The organism is Dyadobacter psychrotolerans (assembly GCF_004349265.1).
Classification (GTDB): Bacteria; Bacteroidota; Bacteroidia; order Cytophagales; family Spirosomataceae; genus Dyadobacter; species Dyadobacter psychrotolerans.
Genome location: NZ_SMFL01000001.1, coordinates 581,422 through 599,230 on the forward strand (window position 1 = coordinate 581,422; position 17,809 = coordinate 599,230).

Consider the following 17,809-nt stretch of genomic DNA (forward strand, 5'->3'; position numbering starts at 1 on the left):
CTAATCGCTAAAAGCTTACAGCTCATAAACAATGAAAAAGCAAACCAAGGCAATTCGTACCCAAACCAGAAAGACGCAATATCGTGAGCATTCCACTCCTCTATTCCTGACCAGCAGTTTCACCTTCGAAAGCGCGGAACAAGGTAAAGCTCTTTTTGAGGAAACAGAAGACGGTAACATTTACAGCCGTTTTTCAAATCCCAGTGTACAGGAATTTGTAGACAAAGTCTGTCTGCTTGAAGATTGTGAAGACGGGGTTGCAACGGCAACGGGTATGGCCGCAGTGTTTGCCAGCATGGCCGCTTTGCTTAAAAGTGGCGATCATATTTTAGCCTGCCGGGCTTTGTTTGGCTCAGCACATCAGGTGATCACACAGATTTTGAGCAAATGGGGGATTACCTATACCTATTTGGACGCCGAAGCAAGCGAGGCTGATTGGGAGGCTGCAGTTTTGCCAAATACAAAAATGGTTTATCTTGAAACACCATCAAACCCCGGTTTGGATTTGGTAGATCTTGAGATGATTGGCAGAATTTGTAAAAAACATAAGTTGATATTCAATGTAGATAACTGTTTCGCTTCACCGGCATTGCAGAATCCGGCAGATTTTGGCGCTGATCTTGTTGTTCACTCTGCAACGAAGTTTATGGATGGACAAGGACGTGTATTAGGCGGAATTGTTGTTGGTAAAAAAGAATATATCAAAGAATTAAGGTTTTTCTGCCGCCAGACGGGACCATCAATGTCTCCGTTTAATGCATGGGTTTTAAGTAAAAGTCTGGAAACACTGAATCTGCGGATGGAAAAACATTCATCCAATGCACTGGCACTTGCTGCAGCTCTGGACAAACATCCGGATGTAAAGATGGTGAAATATCCTTTTCTGCCCTCCCACCCTCAGCATGAACTGGCCAAAAGACAAATGCGTGCAGGTGGTGCTGTGGTAACGATTGATCTGGAAGGTGGCTTTGAACGTGTATCAGCATTTATGGAGGCTTTGGAAATAGCATCGCTTTCTTCCAATCTGGGAGATACGCGAACCATAGTGACGAATCCTAATACAACGACGCATGCCAAACTGAAACCAGATGAAAAGTTGGCTTTGGGAATTACCGAAGGTTTGATTCGTATCTCAGTTGGTCTGGAAGATATTGAAGACTTGATCGAAGATTTCACTAACGCGGTAGAGGTGTCGGTTAAAAGTGATATATTAGAGTGAGCAAACGCTGAGTTACGTGAGTGATGGCAGAGTTTCGCAGAAAGGCAATTCGGCGCTTTGCGAAACTCAATTTTTCAAATCCATATTACTCAGCGTTAAATATTAAGAAGAAGAACAACCACCATGAACACAAACATATCCTCTCTTCACGCTGCCATTGAAGGCAAAAGCGAAACGGAATCTCTGGCCATTTTGGCTGATCTGTTTCCCGGCGAGGTCGTATTTTCAACCAGCCTCGGTTACGAGGATCAGGTTATTACCGATTTCATTTTAAAGAACAAACTGAACATTTCCATTTTTACGCTGGATACAGGAAGGATGTTTAACGAAACGTACATGACTTTGCAAAAAACCAACAACAGGTACGATACAAAAATTAAAGTAATGTATCCTCTAACTGATATGGTTGAGGTATTGATGAGTACAAAAGGGCCGTTGAGCTTTTATGAATCGGTCGAAAACAGAAAAGAATGCTGTTTTATCCGTAAGGTAGAACCATTGAACAGAGCATTAAAAGGTGCTAAAATATGGGTAACCGGTATCAGGGCTGAACAGTCAGGAAACCGTCAGTCTATGAGTAAGCTCGAAATTGATGAAGCACATGACCTGATAAAATTCCATCCGATTCTGGACTGGAGTTTTGAGGAGGTTAAAAGTTATGTAAAGTCAAATGGTATTCCTTATAATCCCTTACATGATAAGGGTTTTGTAAGTATCGGCTGCGCACCCTGTACAAGAGCTATTCAGGAAGGTGAAGATTTCCGCGCCGGACGCTGGTGGTGGGAAGATGAATCGAAGAAAGAATGCGGGCTGCATGCGAAGTAGCTGTTAGCTGTTAGCTGTTAGCTGTTAGCAAAAAAATCAGCCTAAATATTTATTAGTTCAAAAATTAGAATAAAAGTCGTTATTAAAGCTAAAAGCCTAGTTGCTAATAGCTAAAAGCTAAAAAATATGTCAATTTCAGTTAAAGAAGTGTCGGGTATCAGTGAGCAGGAAGCGGACGAAAGACGCAAAACGCCTGATTATCTGGATCAGCTAGAGGCAGAGGCAATTTACATTATGCGCGAAGTAGCCGGCCAGTTCGAGCGACCTGCGTTGTTATTTTCCGGTGGTAAAGATTCCATTACCCTGGTTCGCCTTGCTCAAAAAGCATTTGCTCCCGGAAAAATTCCTTTCCCTCTGGTCCACGTTGATACAGGTCACAATTTTATTGAAGCCATCAACTACCGTGACGAACTTGCTGAATCCCTTGGTGCTAAGCTCGTTGTGCGTTACGTTGAAGATACCATTAAGGCAAAGGGTTTGAAAGAACAAACCGGTAAAAATGCAAGTCGCAACTGGCTGCAAACTTTTACCTTGCTCGACACAATTGAAGAGTTCGAATTTGATGCCTGCATCGGTGGTGCACGTCGTGATGAAGAAAAAGCCCGTGCAAAAGAAAGGATTTTTTCTTTCCGTGACGAATTCGGTCAATGGGATCCGAAACGTCAGCGTCCGGAACTTTGGAATTTATTTAACGGCCGTATCAGCAAAGGCGAAAACGTACGCGTTTTCCCAATTTCCAACTGGACGGAACTGGATGTTTGGGCTTATCTGAAAAGAGAAAAAATCGCACTTCCATCAATCTACTTTGCCCACGAACGTGAGCTAATTCTGAGAGACGGACATTTGCTCAATAACACGCCTGTTATTGAAAAAGACGAAAACGACCAGATTGTAACGCGTACCGTTCGCTTCCGTACCGTTGGTGATATGACCTGTACTGCGGCTGTTGAATCAAACGCGGCCACTCTGGATGAAGTAATTGCAGAAATTACTGTTTCACGTATCAGCGAGCGCGGCGAAACCCGTATTGATGACCAGCAAACGGAAGCAGCAATGGAAGACCGTAAAAAGGGCGGATACTTTTGAGAAATTAAGAGTGATGAATTAAGACCGGGCCGCCAGTGCGGTTAAAAATAGCGATAGATATTCATCATCTTTAATCAACCATTACTAGTAGTAGCGCAATAAACTTTGAGAGAAGAACCTAGCATACAAAATGCATACGACCAATATTCTTCACTCTTAATTCATAATTCTTAACTAATACCGTGGATTTACTAAGATTTATAACAGCAGGTTCTGTAGACGATGGCAAAAGCACATTAATCGGACGTTTGCTTTACGATACAAAAAATATTCTGGCCGACCAGATGGAAGCCATTGAACGTGCAAGTAAAAGCCGTAATGTGGGTGAAATCGATTTGGCATTACTTACTGACGGACTTCGTTCTGAACGTGAGCAGGGAATTACGATTGACGTTGCTTACAAATATTTCCAAACGCCAAGCCGTAAGTTTATCAGCATCGATGCTCCCGGGCATATTCAGTACACCAGAAACATGGTTACCGGCGCTTCCAATGCTGACCTTGCTATAATTCTGGTTGATGCACGTCACGGTGTTGTGGAACAAACACGCCGCCATTCTCTGATCGCTTCCATGCTGGGTATTCCGCATGTAATTGTAGCGATTAACAAGATGGATCTGATCGGTAACTCGGAGGACGGATACCTCCAGATTGCGCAGGCTTATAAAGAACTGGCTGAAAAGTTAAATATCAAAGATCTTACGATCATTCCGGTAAGTGCTTTAAACGGAGACAATATTGTTGATCGTTCTGAGAACATGCCCTGGTATACCGGTGAAACGCTGCTAACCATGCTGGAAACCGTAAATGTGCTTAAAGACCAGAATCAGGATGATGCACGTTTTGCAGTTCAGTATGTCATCCGCCCTCAAACGGAAGAATTACACGATTACCGCGGATATGCCGGACGTATTCAAAGCGGAACTTTCAAAAAAGGCGATGCTGTAAAAGTCTTGCCATCCGAGCAGGAATCTAAAATCGCCAAAATAGAGTTCGGCGGAAATGAGATTGACTCAGCTTCTGTCTTGGAATCTGTAACAATTTTACTGGAAGACGATATTGATATCAGTCGCGGGGATTCAATTGTTTCTCTGAACAACTCACCGGTAATCAGCCAGGATCTGGAAGCAATTGTATGCTGGATGGACGATAAAAAAACGCTTAAAGCTGGTAACAAATATGTGCTGCAGCATGGAACTTCGCGGTCACGCTGCTCAGTCAGAGACATTGAATATCAGATCGATATCAACTCGTATGAAAAATTGGACGAAGTTGAAAGTCTGAAATTAAATGATGTGGCAAGAATTGTTTTACGGACGGCGCAGCCAATCGCCTATGATCCTTACCAAAAAAACAGGGCGAATGGTGCTGCAATTTTGATTGACGAAACATCGAATGTCACCGTTGGTGCTTGTATGATTGAATAAAATAAGGTGTTTGAACTGCACCTTTTTAAGTAATGCAGGGTTAATAGACTATTCCGATAGGTTATAAGAATAATATCACCATGAGTAATTTAGTAATTTCAGAAAAAGTATCAGCTGTAGCAAAGCGCGACATTGTTGATCTCAACAATAAGATCAACGCTTTCAACAGCGGCGAAACACCGGAAGAGGCTTTCCGCAAGTTTCGTCTGACACGCGGTGTGTACGGACAGCGCCAACCGGGAGTTCAAATGATCCGCATTAAACTGCCTTACGGGCGTGTTACCGCTGATCAGCTGGTTCGTATTGCCGATACCTCCGACAAGTTTGCGACAGGAAACCTACATGCCACAACACGTCAGGATATTCAGCTGCACTTTGTAAAACTATCGGATTCACCTCAGCTTTGGGCTGATCTGGAAGATGCAGGAATTACTTTAAAAGAAGCTTGTGGTAACACGATTCGTAATGTTACGGCATCATCGATAGCCGGAATCGATCCGGATGAACCGTTTGATGTTACACCAATTACGCATTCCATATTTACTTATTTTCTTCGTAATCCTATTAATCAGGATATGGGACGGAAATTTAAAATCGCCGTTTCTTCTTCCGAAAAGGATTCTGCTCTCGCATTTATCCACGATGTGGGTCTGATAGCCAAGATGGGTAAAAACGAAGACGGTGAAGAAGTTAAAGGATTCAAGGTTCTGATAGGCGGTGGATTAGGCGCTCAGCCTTTTTCGGCACAGACTGCTTTTGAGTTTCTTGAAGAGAAAGATGTTATTCCATTTATAGAAGCTTTACTTCGCGTTTTCGATCGTTACGGAGAGCGCGTTCGTCGTCATAAAGCCCGTATGAAATTCCTTCTCAATGACCTTGGTCTTGAAGGAATGATGGCCAAAGTGGAAGAAGAACGCACTGCAGTTAAAAATAAAGTATTTACAATTCCGGAAGATCTGTTTGGAACCAATGAAGCGGAATCCATCAATCATGCTCCGCGCGCATCTGTAAGTGACGAAGTAACTTTGGATATAGCCTCACAGACCATCGACCAAGCCGGATTGGAAAACTTCAAAAAATGGCTTAAAACGAATGTTTTTGAACAAAAGCAAAAAGGATGGTATGCTGTTCAGTTAAGGGTTTTGCTGGGTGACATGAATTCCGATACTGCACGCAGCCTGGCTGAAATTGTTCGTCAATATGCAGCTGATGATATTCGTGTGACTGTAAATCAGGGATATATTCTCCGTTTTGTGAAAGGCGAAGACCTTGTTCCGATCTACAAAGAGCTTGAAAAATTGGGACTGGTGAATCCTGGTTTTGACAGCACCATGGATATTACGACCTGCCCGGGGACGGACACCTGTAACCTTGCAATTTCCAGCAGTTACGGAATTACACGCGTTCTGGAAGATGTCATGAAGGATGAATTTCCGGAAATGATCTATAACCAGGATATCAAAATAAAAATCAGCGGCTGTATGAATGGCTGCGGACAGCACAATGCGTCCAACATAGGGTTTCACGGTAGCTCAATTAAAAATGGCAAAATGGTACTTCCCGCTTTGCAGGTTTTATTAGGCGGTGGTTTTTCCGGCGACGGAATTGGTCTGATTGGCGATAAAGTCATTAAAGTCCCAACTAAACGCGGACCAGAAGCGCTTCGTACCCTTTTCAACGATTACGAAGCCAATTCATTTGATGGTGAATATTTCAATCAATACTATAATCGTCAGACGAAAAATTACTTTTTCCAACTTTTAAAACCCATCGCTGACCTCTCAACCGTTCAGGATGACGATTATCGCGACTGGGACCATGATGAACTGTTCAAAACGGAGATTGGTGTTGGTGAATGTGCGAGTGTGCTTGTCGACCTTGTGGCGACTACCATTACAGAAGGACAGGAAAAACTTAATCTGGCTAAGGAAAACTACGAGTCAGGAATCTGGGCTGATGCAATCTATCATGCCTACAATGTCCTGATTACCGGTGCAAAAGGTTTGCTGATGACCAAAGAGGTGAACACCAATACCCAGTACGGTATCATCAACGACTTCGAAACGAATTTTGGAAGTGAGTTTGAATATGAAACGCCTTCTGAGTTTTTCCTGGCTGACAAAGCTGAAACGCCATTCCGATCCCTTGCTTTCAGTATCAATAAATTTGAGCCTACGGAAGCATTTGCTACTTATTTCGTAAAAACTGCCGACCATTTCCTGAACTTCGTACGTAACACACGCGGAGCGCAACTGATGGAAACAGGCACGCCCGTTTTGCAGGAATTGTCGTTTGGAAAAGATAGCTAATAGCTAAAACTTGAATAAAAGATTAATACTTATAAGAAGTCAGTTATGAATATTTTCTTATACTGACTTCTTTATTTATTTCGGCTATTGGCTACATGCTAATAGCTCATAGCTAAAAAAATGAAACTTACACTAATTGGTGCTGGTCCGGGAGATCCCGACCTGATTACCTTGAAGGGAATCAAGGCTTTACAAAAAGCAAAAGTAGTACTCTACGATTCTCTTGCCCATCCTGCTCTTCTCGAATACTGCCCTCCGGGTTGTGTCAAAGTCCTGGTAGGAAAACGCTATGGAAAAACCAGTTGCGGACAGGATGATATCAACCATCTGATTGTTGAATATGCAAAACAATACGGAGAAGTGGTTCGTCTGAAAGGCGGCGATTCATTTATCTTTGGACGAGGTTATGAAGAAATCGTTTTTGCAGCACAGTTTGGAATCGACTCGGAAGTAATTCCGGGTATCAGCAGCAGTTATGCAGTTCCGGCTTTGGCAGGCATACCTTTAACTTCCCGTGGCGTGAGCGAAAGTTTCTGGGTAATCACCGGGACAACCAAATCACATGCTTTATCCAAAGATCTCAGCCTGGCGGCTCAATCTACCGCAACAGTTGTCATTTTGATGGGGCTCCACAAGCTTGATGAAATCGTTGAGATCTATGCCGGAATAGGCAAACTAGATGAACCAATCGCCATCATCCAAAACGGAACGATGGAAAATCAAAAAGTGGTTTCAGGAAAAATAAGTAATATTCAGCCGTTGGCAAAGATTAGTGAAATTGCATCGCCTGCGATTATTGTAGTTGGCGCTGTTGCCGCTTTGCCTGATTTATCTTTTGAAGCTGTGCAGGCAATGATAAAAAGAAGAGATCTTTTAACTGAATAATTTTATATAAACCGAACCAGCCATTTCAGGTCCGATATATTTTGTTTGCCCTCGAATACAAAAAAGTAAATAATTCCGGCAAGTAAAATATAACTTATAAAAAGCCACTTTTTCTTTTGTTCGTAAGCATCGCGCTGGTGAAAGTAGTCATAAACCATCGATGCCGAGAAAGCGACAATCATCAAAACAAAACATAAAACTCCGCAGTCTGTACGATATTGAAGATAACTACGCAGTGCAGGAGCACCCAGAATTAAATACATCAGCCACATACCAAAACCCATCCGGTAAAGATACATACTGAGCCGCTTGTCGTTTTTTATGTCAAATAATCCTTCTAACACAGCGCATTAACAATTGTTTGAATAGGTGAAGCTAAGAAATATTGAAAAGAAAAGCTAACATTTTATAAACATACGTTATATATGTAGTTTTGTAAAAATGTTTGCATGAATAGACCCGTTTCGAAAATCTTCCTTTTTCTGCTTAATTCGTTATCAAGCCTCTCCTGGAAAAATGCTTTCAGACTGTCGAGCGCTTTGAAATGGATCTTATTTGACGTTGCGGGTTATAGAAAAGCCGTCATCCACAACAATTTAAGAAACAGCTTTCCTGAAAAAACAGAGGCTGAACTGGAAGTTATCGCCGAAGACTTTTACCTTCACTTTACTGACTTAATCGTTGAAACCATCAAGTTCCGGACAGCCAGCGCCGATGTCGTTCGAGAAAGATTGCAGGGAGACATCAGCATAATGGACGACTTCTACGCCAGCAAAACCAATATCATTTACCTGATGGGTCACCGGGGAAACTGGGAACTCGCTAATCTATTTTCTTCACTTTGTTTTACGCACGAGTGCATAGTCGTTTACCGGCCATTGCAAAACAAAGAATCCGATGCATGGTTCCTCGACCTTCGTACCCGCTTTGGTGCAATTCTGGTACCCATGGATCAGATTTTCCGCGAGTTACAAAAACCAAGAGATAAGCCTTATGTAGTCGTGCTTGCCAACGATCAGTCGCCTAATCCCGGAACAGCCTTTTGGACTACATTTTTAAATCAGGATACCGGAATTTTCAGGGGTGTTGAAACCATTGCACGCAGATATAATCTGACGGTACTTTACGCAGATTTCAGTAAGGTCCCAGGCAAACGTGGTTATTACCATGTCGAAATTTCAACCATAACAGACGAACCCAAGTTGGTTGCGAACAACATGATTTTAAAAAAGCAAATTGGCATACTTGAACAAAACATCTGCGCCCAGCCACACAACTGGCTCTGGAGCCACAGACGATGGAAACATAAAAGACCGGAAAACTTAAAACCGGAACAACTGATGACCGCCAAATAGTCCCGTTTACCGGAACTATTTTTGCCTGCCAGTTGCTATTATTTTGCAAAAGGCGGCATCAACATGAAAAAAGCATTTACCTGGTTATTACTGCGGATACTGACTGCAATATCGAGGTTATCATGGAAAAACCTCTATAAACTCTCGGACATATTTCGGTTTCTGATTTTTAACGTAATACATTACAGGCAAAAGGTTATAATTGAAAATTTACATAATAGCTTTCCTGAACAGGATGATAGAACAATCCGGAAAATCGCTAAAAAATATTACCGGAATTTTACTGATATTATATTCGAAACCATTAAGTTACGTTCCATTTCCAAAAATGATTTGTTAAGACGGTTTGAGGTAGAAACTTCTTTATTAGATCGATATTACGAACAAAAAAAGAATCTGATCGTAGTTGCCGGGCATCTGGGAAATTGGGAAATGCTGAATTTATTTGCTTCTGCAAAATTATCCTACCAAATTGTAGTCGTCTATCACGAACTCGCCAACAACGCTTTTGAAGACTGGTTCAAAAAACTCCGGACCCAGTTTGGAACAGAAATGGTACCGATGAAGGATGCATTTGTAAAAGCGGTTACGCCCAGGGATAAACCTTTTATTTATATTTTGATAAATGACCAGTCACCTATCCCGGAAAAAGCATATTGGACCAAATTTCTGAATCAGGAAACCGGTGTGTTCCGCGGCGTTGAACTCATTGCAAGAAGGTTAAACGCTCCGGTTTTGTATATGGGTGTTCTAAGGAATGAATGGAAAAGAGGTTTTTACAGATTTTATTTCGAGCTGATTACGGAAAGCCCGAAAGACGAACCTAAAAATGTAATTCTCGAACGTCAGATAAATTATTTAGAAAAAGATATTTTAAAACAACCTGATAACTGGCTTTGGAGCCACAGACGCTGGAAACATAACCGCCCGCAGCATCTGCAGCCATTTCAGTTACTGGAAGAAAACAAAAGTGAGTAAACCTGTCAAATTTCTTATCCTGCGCTTCTCATCCATTGGTGATATCATCCTGACTACTCCCGTTATCAGGTGCCTTAAGCAGCAATACGCCAATGCAGAAATTCATTATTTTACCAAAAAGAAATTTGGCTTTCTTCTTGAAGACAACCATTATGTTGATAAACTGTGGCTGTTGGATGCCAGTTTAACAGAGTTATTGCCATCGATTTATAAAGAGAATTTCGATTATATTATTGACCTGCATACCAATCTGCGGACCATGAATATTAAGTGGAAACTGGGTAAACCTTCATTCAGTTTTGACAAATTAAATATTCAGAAATTCTTACTGACCAACTTCAGAATCAACAGATTACCGGACATTCACATCGTTGACCGATACCTTGCCACGCTGCAGACATTCGGAGTCAAAAACGATAATGCCGGCCTGGACTATTTTGTACCTTTAAAAGATAAAATCCAACCGGAACAGATTGCAGAAACCCATCGCAATCGTTTCGTGGCTTACGCGATTGGAGGACAGCATTTTACAAAAAAATTACCCGTTCACCGAATGATCGAACTTTGCAGGAAGATCAATTATCCGGTTATTCTGCTGGGCGGGAAGGAAGACTTTGAAGAAGGAGAAGCAATCAGAACCGCACTTGGAGATCAGCTGATCCTGAATGCCTGCGGAAAATTTAATTTTAACCAGTCGGCCTCCATTATCAGTCATTCCTGGTTCGTTTTTTCTCATGATACCGGCCTGATGCATGTAGCTTCTGCATTTAAGAAAAAAGTCTACTCAATCTGGGGAAATACGATTCCGGCTTTTGGCATGTACCCGTATAAAACAGAATTTAAAGTGATTGAAAACAATAATTTAAGCTGCCGGCCATGTTCAAAAATAGGATACAAAGAATGCCCGAAAAAACATTTTAAATGTATGAATGAGCTTTTCTTTGATTTCGTAATAGAAGAACTTGATGCGCAACCCTGATGTTGATAGATTGGTTTTACAGAAAATGAGAATTGAAAATGAGCACAAATAAAAAGGTAAATATCGGAATTGTTCAAATGAGCTGTTCGGATGATATAGAAGCTAACTTCATAAAAGCAACCGAAAAAATCCGGGAGGCTGCTGCTAAAGGCGCTCAGATTGTTTGTCTTCAGGAGCTTTTTAAATCTCTGTATTTTTGCGATGTAGAGGACCACAAAAACTTCGAACTGGCTGAACCGATTCCAGGCCCATCAACTGTATCATTGGGTGCGCTTGCGAAGGAACTTGGTGTGGTGATCATCGCATCGTTATTTGAAAAACGAGCGCATGGTCTGTATCACAACACTACAGCGGTGCTTGACGCTGACGGATCTTATCTTGGAAAATACCGCAAAATGCATATTCCTGATGATCCGGGTTACTATGAAAAATTCTATTTTACACCTGGTGATGCTATAAATGGTGAAACTGAGGAATCGGAGGATCCAATCGGTTACCGGACTTTTGATACGAAATTTGCAAAAATCGGGGTTTTAATTTGCTGGGATCAATGGTATCCGGAAGCTGCAAGAATAACGAGTTTAATGGGTGCAGAAATCCTGTTCTACCCTACCGCCATTGGCTGGGATACAAATGAAACAGATCCTCAGATTAACGAAGAACAATATGGTGCATGGCAGACGATACAACGTGGCCATGCAGTTGCAAACGGAATATATGTTGTTTCGGTAAACCGCGTTGGCCGGGAAGCGGACCAGCAATTTTGGGGCGGATCGTTTATTGCGAATCCTCATGGCCGCCTGCTTTACCTGGCACCGCACGACCAGGAAGTTACCCATGTACAGGAACTGGATCTTCAAAAGCTTGATCATTACCGCACCACATGGCCGTTTTTCAGAGATCGTCGTGTGGATTCTTATAAGCCAATTCTAAAAAGATACATCGATTCAAAGTAATCGGGAAATTTAACTATTTGATTTACAAAAGACTTTCCGGTGGAAGGTCTTTTTTTTATTCAAATCTAAAAATTCCATATTTAATCCGTTTTTAAAATTAATTTCAATTTTCCGACAAACGTGGTTAAAGCAAAACGAAGTTTATTCAAGTACACTTTATTACTAAAAAGTCTACAAATTATATAGAACTCATCGAAGACGGATAAGTAAAATTAAATAATGAATTATTACAATAATATTTTCTCTGATTAAGAATTAACCAATTATTATTGCAAAAAAATACCTGTTTTACCTCCATTGTCTTGCGTTTTTATCCTTTCTCAGTATATTTGAGAAGTCGTTAAACGAATGGCTTTACTTCTTAATCTACGAATATATTCATGCCGCACAAGAATATATTTCAGGTATAAAGAGGAAATAATCTCATCCCGAACCGGTGTTCCCGAGTCGATGGATGATTTTTCCATTTATGCAATATAAATTTTTAAATAAAGGTCGCTTTTTGCCGTGGACGGGCAATTCTGTCACATTTGGGATTTAAGCCAACTGGTGTCTATCAATTGTTTGTCCTCGATTAAAGAGGGTATTGCTTTTTTGAAAAAGCAGTTTTGCAAGATTATGGCTGTGTTTGTTCTGTCCGCGTGAAAGTGTGTGCGGCGCATGGAAACGTGGACACCACACAGCCATAACTTTTCTTTTTCTCAAAGCAATTCGTTTGACTGAAAGTAGCACTAAAACACTAACAGTCAAACAGTTTAACAATATTAATTACTAACTTTAATAAAAAATCACCGTCACTTATTACTAACTTTTAAAGCAATGAACCAGAAAATTGACCGTCGTAATTTATTGAAATCCGGTTTGATGGCAATCGGAGGAATGACTTTGGCTCCGCATCTGAGCATGGGTGCTTTTTCTAACTCGTCTTTTTCCCTTGATCCTGAAAACCGAATTTACAGAAGCCCGATGGTCAGGGAACACTATCTTCCGGAAGACGGCAAGGCTCCGAAGATCATTGCAAAACTAAGTGCAAACGAAAACCCTTATGGTCCGCCAATGTCTGCCCAAAAAGCGGTTGCTGAATCCGTAAAATACGGTAACCGTTATGCATGGAAAGAAATGTCTGACCTGGTTGAAAAAATTGCTAAAAGGGAAGGTGTGCCTACTGACCATATCATGATGGCCCCAGGTTCTTCCGACCTATTGGAAAAAGTCGCACTTGTTCTTTTCATGAACGGTGGAAATGTTGTTTCGGCTGACCCTTGCTACATGTCGCTTATTAAGGTAGCAGAAGCTGTGGGCGCAACATGGAAAGCAGTTCCCTGTACTGCGGACTGGTCGCACGATTTGAAAGCAATGGAAGCAGCGGTTGATAAAGACACCAAACTGGTTTACATCTGTAACCCGAATAACCCGACAGGAGCGATTACCTCGGGAAAAGATTTGCTGGACTTCTGCTCACGCGTTTCTGAAAAAGTGCCTGTTTTTGTAGATGAAGCATATATCGAGCTTGCGGTCGGTGCAGATACTCAGAGCATGGTTTCTTTGTTAACTCAGAAAAAAAATGTAATCGTAGCACGTACTTTCTCAAAAATTATGGGAATGGCGGGTATTCGTGTTGGCTACATGGCTGCACAACCTGCGTTTCTTGAACAAATCAATAAAATTACCCGAGGCGGAATGGGGATTGCCTACACTTCCATTTTTGCAGCCTCTGCAAGTTTGGATGATAAGGATTTTCAGGGAAACACGCGTAAGCTTAATCACGAAGCGAAAACCTATTTATATGCTAATCTTGACAGAATGGGTTACAAATACATTCCGTCTTACACCAACTTTGTACTGTTTCCGGTTAGTATTCCGGGAAAAGACCTGCTTGCTAAAATGACAGCAAAAGGTATTTCTATCCGTGCATTTGATATCCAGGACAAACCATGGTGCCGTGTTAGTATTGGTACGATGGATGAAATGAAAGCATTCGTAGGCGCCCTTGGTCAGTTAAGTTAATCAAATACTACAGGAAGCCGGCTTAATAACCGGCTTCCTGTCTTCCATAAATTGCATCAAAAATACACGGGCGTTTAAAACGCTCTTTTTCTGTTTTTAGCTTAAAATATTTTTCTTCCTAACTCATCTTCAGACAAAAAATATAATTCCAATACGCTATAATCATGAGTGATGCATTACAAAAAACCATTACACTCCTACTGCTGATCGGCCTTGGACTTTTGCTAAAAAGTAAATTTAAAAACAAGGATCAAACCAATGGTATAAAAGAGATCATTTTGTCGGTTGCACTGCCTTCGACAATCTTCATTTCACTCATGAAGATTGACATCGACTCCTCGATGATCATCATTCCGCTCGTAACACTGGTCTTCAACTTTCTCATGTTCTTTTCGGCGCCGCTGGCTTTTACCCTATTCGGGATTGAAAAGAACAGCCCAACCGGCCGGACACTGATGATGTTGATTCCGTCGCTCGCACCCGGACTTTCCTGTTTTCCCTTTATTGCAGAGTTTTTGGGTGAAAAAAGCCTCGCCATCGCCGCCCTTGCCGATGTTGGAAACAAGTTTTTCGTCCTGATTTCACTTTATATTCTGGCTATGAATATGTTCCTGAAAAATAGTGAGGAAAAAGACACCAAGCTAGGAGGCAAACTTAAAAGCCTGTTTGCCAGCATGTTTCAGGAGCCTATTAATCTGCTGATTTTTCTGGCAATTATTTTGCTAAGCCTGGGTATCAATTACAAGACACTTCCACCGGTTATCATAGATCTTTTTGATAAAACCAGCGCGATGATGACACCGCTTGTGTTGCTGTTTATCGGCCTGGCTGTTCAGCTTAAAGAAGGCAAAAAACGTATCGTTGCCAGCATACTGTTCTTTCGGGCCGGTATCACCATGTTAATCAGCGCATTGATGATCTATGTATTGAATATCAGTGAGCTCTCTATGATTTTACTTGCCGTAGTTATTCCTTTAAGCGCAGCGAGTTTTTGGCCACTGGCACATATTTCAGCATTTAATCTGAGAGAAGATGCCAAAGCATTGCCGAAGGAAAAAAGGACTTTTGACCTGGAATTAGCTGTGCTGTTATTGGCTTTCTCTCTTCCGTTTTCAACAATTCTGATCCTGGCTATACTTTCTTCGGGAGACTTTTTTGCACACACATCAACTTTGATTACGGCCGGACTGATTTTCATTTGTCTCGGAGCACTTCCCAATGTAGTGAGCAAAGTATTTTTAAAAACGTCAAAAGCTTAATAACAACAACCCTTAATTTTCAACTTCACTGAGAGCGGACTTTTCAGTTTCGTACCCGTTGCGAAGCTGTTCAGTTGTTTTTCGTGAACCGTCGTGGCTCCATCCGGGAGGTCCGAAAATGTATTGGAATCCGGAGCGGACATCAGGAGCTTTGGATACATCTTTTATAATTGATCTCCATTCGTGAAAAGCAATTGAAAAAAGATTGTAAGTTGATAAATTTTGCGTCAGACCGTAACGCGGACGCTCGCTCTCTTTTTGAAAAGTCCCGAAAATCCGGTCCCAGATAATGAGAATGCCTGCATGGTTTTTATCCAGGTATTTCAGATCCGAACCATGATGAACCCGGTGATGAGAAGGGGTATTAAAGATAAATTCAAATGGTTTTGGCATCAAATGAATCGCTTCTGTATGTATCCAAAACTGATAAATAAGACTTACTGCCTGCATTAAAACAATGTCAACCGGATGAAAACCAACCAGCGGCATCCACAAATAAAATACAAACGAACCTGAAATGTTTCCTGTCCAGGTTTGCCTTAAAGCCGTTCCCAGATTATAAAACTCAGAAGAATGATGCACAACATGTGATGCCCAAAAATAACGAACCTGATGACTTGTGCGGTGAAACCAGTAATAACTGAAGTCATCTGCAAAAAAAATGGCAACCCAGTACCACCATGCACCTCTTTCTAAATCAAAAAACCGGTAATTATAAACAAGAACAAGTGTACCAAATACAATAGCTTTCGACACCAGACCGGTAATAACATTGCCAATTCCCATCGACAAACTGCTTGTTGTGTCTTTTGTATGATAATGGTCATGATGTTTTTGCTGCAGCCGGAAATACCATATCTCAGCAACGAGAGATAAGATAAATACCGGTATAGCATAAATGATAATGTCCTTCATACCCCACAAAAATGAAAAAAAATATAACAAGTTTACCATTTTATTGTATTAAAAAAATAAATACAATAAAACCATCTGATTAAAACGATTACGATTTGCGGTAATTTTGGTTTCCTTTACGACCTTTGAAGTCAAATAGAATTTGTCATCCGCCTAGCTGCTTCATTGTGTCCGAAATTAACTTAATAAATACGCCTAAACAATCAGGTTTTGTTTTTCCTGCTGAATGGCATCCTCACCGCGCCACCTGGCTTACTTTTCCGCACAATGAATCTTCCTGGCAGGGTGATCGCCTTGCAGCCATGCGACCTCAATATCTTGCTTTTATCAAAGCAATAAGCCAGGCTGAGAACGTTGGAATCGTTGCTAATGATGAAATCCTCAAAAGTTTTATTCAGGATGAGCTACAGAAGATTAATGTTGATTTATCCAAAATTGAATTTGTTGTAAAACCGACAAACGACGCCTGGTGCAGGGATCATGGCCCTGCTTTCCTGATTAACCAGGAAACAAAACAAAGAATGATCGTTGACTGGGGGCATAATGCCTGGGGAGGAAAGTATCCGCCTTATGACGACGATGATCGCACACCAAAGGTAATCGCGGAGTATCTTGGGCTGCCCACTGTAAACCCTGGTATTATCATGGAAGGCGGTTCTGTCGAATTCAACGGAGCCGGAACGCTGCTGACCAGTAAATCCTGCCTTTTAAACAAAAACCGGAACCCTCATTTAAATCAAAGCCAGATCGAGCAGTTTCTGTCTGACTATTATGGAATTAACCAGGTGCTGTGGGTTGAGGATGGAATCGTTGGTGATGATACCGATGGCCACATTGATGATACCACCCGTTTTGTAAACGAGGACACGATTGTAGCCTGCGTGGAACATGACATTCACGATGAAAATTACCACGTCCTGCAAACTAACCTTAATATGCTGAAAACCATGCGCTTACTAAATGGAAAACAGCTCAACATCATTGAACTTCCTATGCCAAAGGCAGTTATAATCGATGGATTCCGTACCCCTGGTTCTTACGCCAACTTCCTGGTTTGCAATGCCGGTGTGATTGTACCCGTTTTCAACAATCCGAATGATGTAATTGCCATAGATATTCTTGGTCAGGCGTTTCCGGGAAGAAAAATAATCCCTCTTGAAGCTACTGAAATTATCTGGGGCCAGGGAAGTTTTCATTGTCTTAGTCAGCAAGAACCGCTGGTTTGACATTTTGGTCTTGCCGGAATGCAGCCTCACCGTCTGAAACAGATGTGTGCACAAATCGTCATTTGCACAAAACTGCCAAATTTCTCCTCATATTTCCCTTTCTTCAAAGAAAGGAGACCGGCGTTCTATTTTGTTCGTTTGTCGAATTTGCATACTTCTCAAAAAAAATCGACAAAAAATATATAAATTCTATCTTCTATCAATACTTTGCTGGCTGTGCGGCGTCATAAGCTCATCTGAATATTACATAAAAAAAATGTAGAACAGTATCGACAATCACCACATTTAGTTCGATATAACAATCTGATTATCTTTACTATATATTATTTTTTGATAAACTTCGTCTTAAATGATCAATCATCATCTAAAAAAGTTTACATAAA

16 protein-coding genes are annotated in these 17,809 nt (G+C 41.3%); 13 read left to right on the forward strand and 3 right to left on the reverse strand.

Annotation, left to right across the window (positions count from 1 at the left end; genetic code table 11):
• Window positions 1-31: 31 nt before the first annotated feature.
• The 6 genes from E0F88_RS02485 to cobA all read left to right on the forward strand — a co-directional run bounded on the left by E0F88_RS02485 (window position 32) and on the right by cobA (window position 7,751).
• Window positions 32-1,219: a trans-sulfuration enzyme family protein gene (locus tag E0F88_RS02485; RefSeq protein WP_131956317.1), complete on the forward strand. Its 1,188-nt coding sequence runs from the start codon at window positions 32-34 to the stop codon at window positions 1,217-1,219.
• A gap of 123 nt (window positions 1,220-1,342) precedes the next feature.
• Complete coding sequence (locus E0F88_RS02490; RefSeq protein ID WP_131956319.1) at window positions 1,343-2,044, forward strand: phosphoadenylyl-sulfate reductase; 702 nt, start codon at window positions 1,343-1,345, stop codon at window positions 2,042-2,044.
• A gap of 126 nt (window positions 2,045-2,170) precedes the next feature.
• Window positions 2,171-3,130, forward strand: coding sequence for a sulfate adenylyltransferase subunit CysD (cysD, locus tag E0F88_RS02495; protein ID WP_229213652.1), 960 nt, complete (start codon window positions 2,171-2,173; stop codon window positions 3,128-3,130).
• Window positions 3,131-3,312: 182 nt separating this feature from the next.
• Window positions 3,313-4,557, forward strand: a complete 1,245-nt coding sequence (locus tag E0F88_RS02500) for a sulfate adenylyltransferase subunit 1 (protein ID WP_131956321.1) — start codon at window positions 3,313-3,315, stop codon at window positions 4,555-4,557.
• An 80-nt stretch (window positions 4,558-4,637) separates the two neighbouring features.
• Window positions 4,638-6,866 (forward strand): ferredoxin-like domain-containing protein, encoded by a 2,229-nt coding sequence (locus tag E0F88_RS02505; RefSeq protein ID WP_131956323.1) that lies wholly within the window; start codon window positions 4,638-4,640, stop codon window positions 6,864-6,866.
• 120 nt (window positions 6,867-6,986) lie between these two features.
• Window positions 6,987-7,751, forward strand: coding sequence for a uroporphyrinogen-III C-methyltransferase (gene cobA, locus E0F88_RS02510; RefSeq protein WP_131956324.1), 765 nt, complete (start codon window positions 6,987-6,989; stop codon window positions 7,749-7,751).
• A 2-nt stretch (window positions 7,752-7,753) separates the two neighbouring features.
• Here cobA and E0F88_RS02515 read toward each other — a convergent pair whose 3' ends face one another.
• The gene (locus tag E0F88_RS02515) at window positions 7,754-8,095 is read right to left on the reverse strand and encodes a hypothetical protein (protein ID WP_131956326.1); all 342 of its coding nucleotides are present in this window, start codon (window positions 8,093-8,095) and stop codon (window positions 7,754-7,756) included.
• A gap of 105 nt (window positions 8,096-8,200) precedes the next feature.
• Between E0F88_RS02515 and E0F88_RS02520 the strand changes: the two genes are divergently transcribed.
• From E0F88_RS02520 to E0F88_RS02535, 4 genes are all read left to right on the forward strand, one after another.
• Window positions 8,201-9,106 (forward strand): lysophospholipid acyltransferase family protein, encoded by a 906-nt coding sequence (locus tag E0F88_RS02520; protein ID WP_131956328.1) that lies wholly within the window; start codon window positions 8,201-8,203, stop codon window positions 9,104-9,106.
• A 63-nt stretch (window positions 9,107-9,169) separates the two neighbouring features.
• Window positions 9,170-10,084: a lysophospholipid acyltransferase family protein gene (locus E0F88_RS02525; protein WP_131956330.1), complete on the forward strand. Its 915-nt coding sequence runs from the start codon at window positions 9,170-9,172 to the stop codon at window positions 10,082-10,084.
• A complete protein-coding gene (locus E0F88_RS02530) occupies window positions 10,077-11,063 on the forward strand; it encodes a glycosyltransferase family 9 protein (protein ID WP_131956332.1) in 987 nt (328 codons plus the stop codon). The genes E0F88_RS02525 and E0F88_RS02530 overlap by 8 nt, the downstream gene beginning before the upstream one ends.
• A 38-nt stretch (window positions 11,064-11,101) precedes the next feature.
• Entirely contained in the window at window positions 11,102-12,019 is a 918-nt protein-coding gene (locus E0F88_RS02535; protein WP_131956334.1) for a carbon-nitrogen hydrolase, read from the forward strand.
• A 320-nt stretch (window positions 12,020-12,339) separates the two neighbouring features.
• On the opposite strand, the gene E0F88_RS33570 is transcribed toward E0F88_RS02535, so the two are convergent.
• Window positions 12,340-12,486: a hypothetical protein gene (locus tag E0F88_RS33570; protein ID WP_165939977.1), complete on the reverse strand. Its 147-nt coding sequence runs from the start codon at window positions 12,484-12,486 to the stop codon at window positions 12,340-12,342.
• A 352-nt stretch (window positions 12,487-12,838) separates the two neighbouring features.
• On the opposite strand from E0F88_RS33570, the gene E0F88_RS02540 reads away from it, so the two are divergent.
• Both E0F88_RS02540 and E0F88_RS02545 read left to right on the forward strand, forming a co-directional pair.
• Window positions 12,839-14,026: a pyridoxal phosphate-dependent aminotransferase gene (locus tag E0F88_RS02540; RefSeq protein WP_131956336.1), complete on the forward strand. Its 1,188-nt coding sequence runs from the start codon at window positions 12,839-12,841 to the stop codon at window positions 14,024-14,026.
• Window positions 14,027-14,190: 164 nt separating this feature from the next.
• Window positions 14,191-15,285 (forward strand): AEC family transporter, encoded by a 1,095-nt coding sequence (locus E0F88_RS02545; RefSeq protein WP_131956338.1) that lies wholly within the window; start codon window positions 14,191-14,193, stop codon window positions 15,283-15,285.
• Between the two features lie 12 nt (window positions 15,286-15,297).
• On the opposite strand, the gene E0F88_RS02550 is transcribed toward E0F88_RS02545, so the two are convergent.
• Complete coding sequence (locus tag E0F88_RS02550; protein ID WP_131956340.1) at window positions 15,298-16,200, reverse strand: sterol desaturase family protein; 903 nt, start codon at window positions 16,198-16,200, stop codon at window positions 15,298-15,300.
• 167 nt (window positions 16,201-16,367) lie between these two features.
• Between E0F88_RS02550 and E0F88_RS02555 the strand changes: the two genes are divergently transcribed.
• Complete coding sequence (locus tag E0F88_RS02555; RefSeq protein ID WP_131956342.1) at window positions 16,368-17,426, forward strand: agmatine deiminase family protein; 1,059 nt, start codon at window positions 16,368-16,370, stop codon at window positions 17,424-17,426.
• Window positions 17,427-17,809 lie beyond the last annotated feature (383 nt).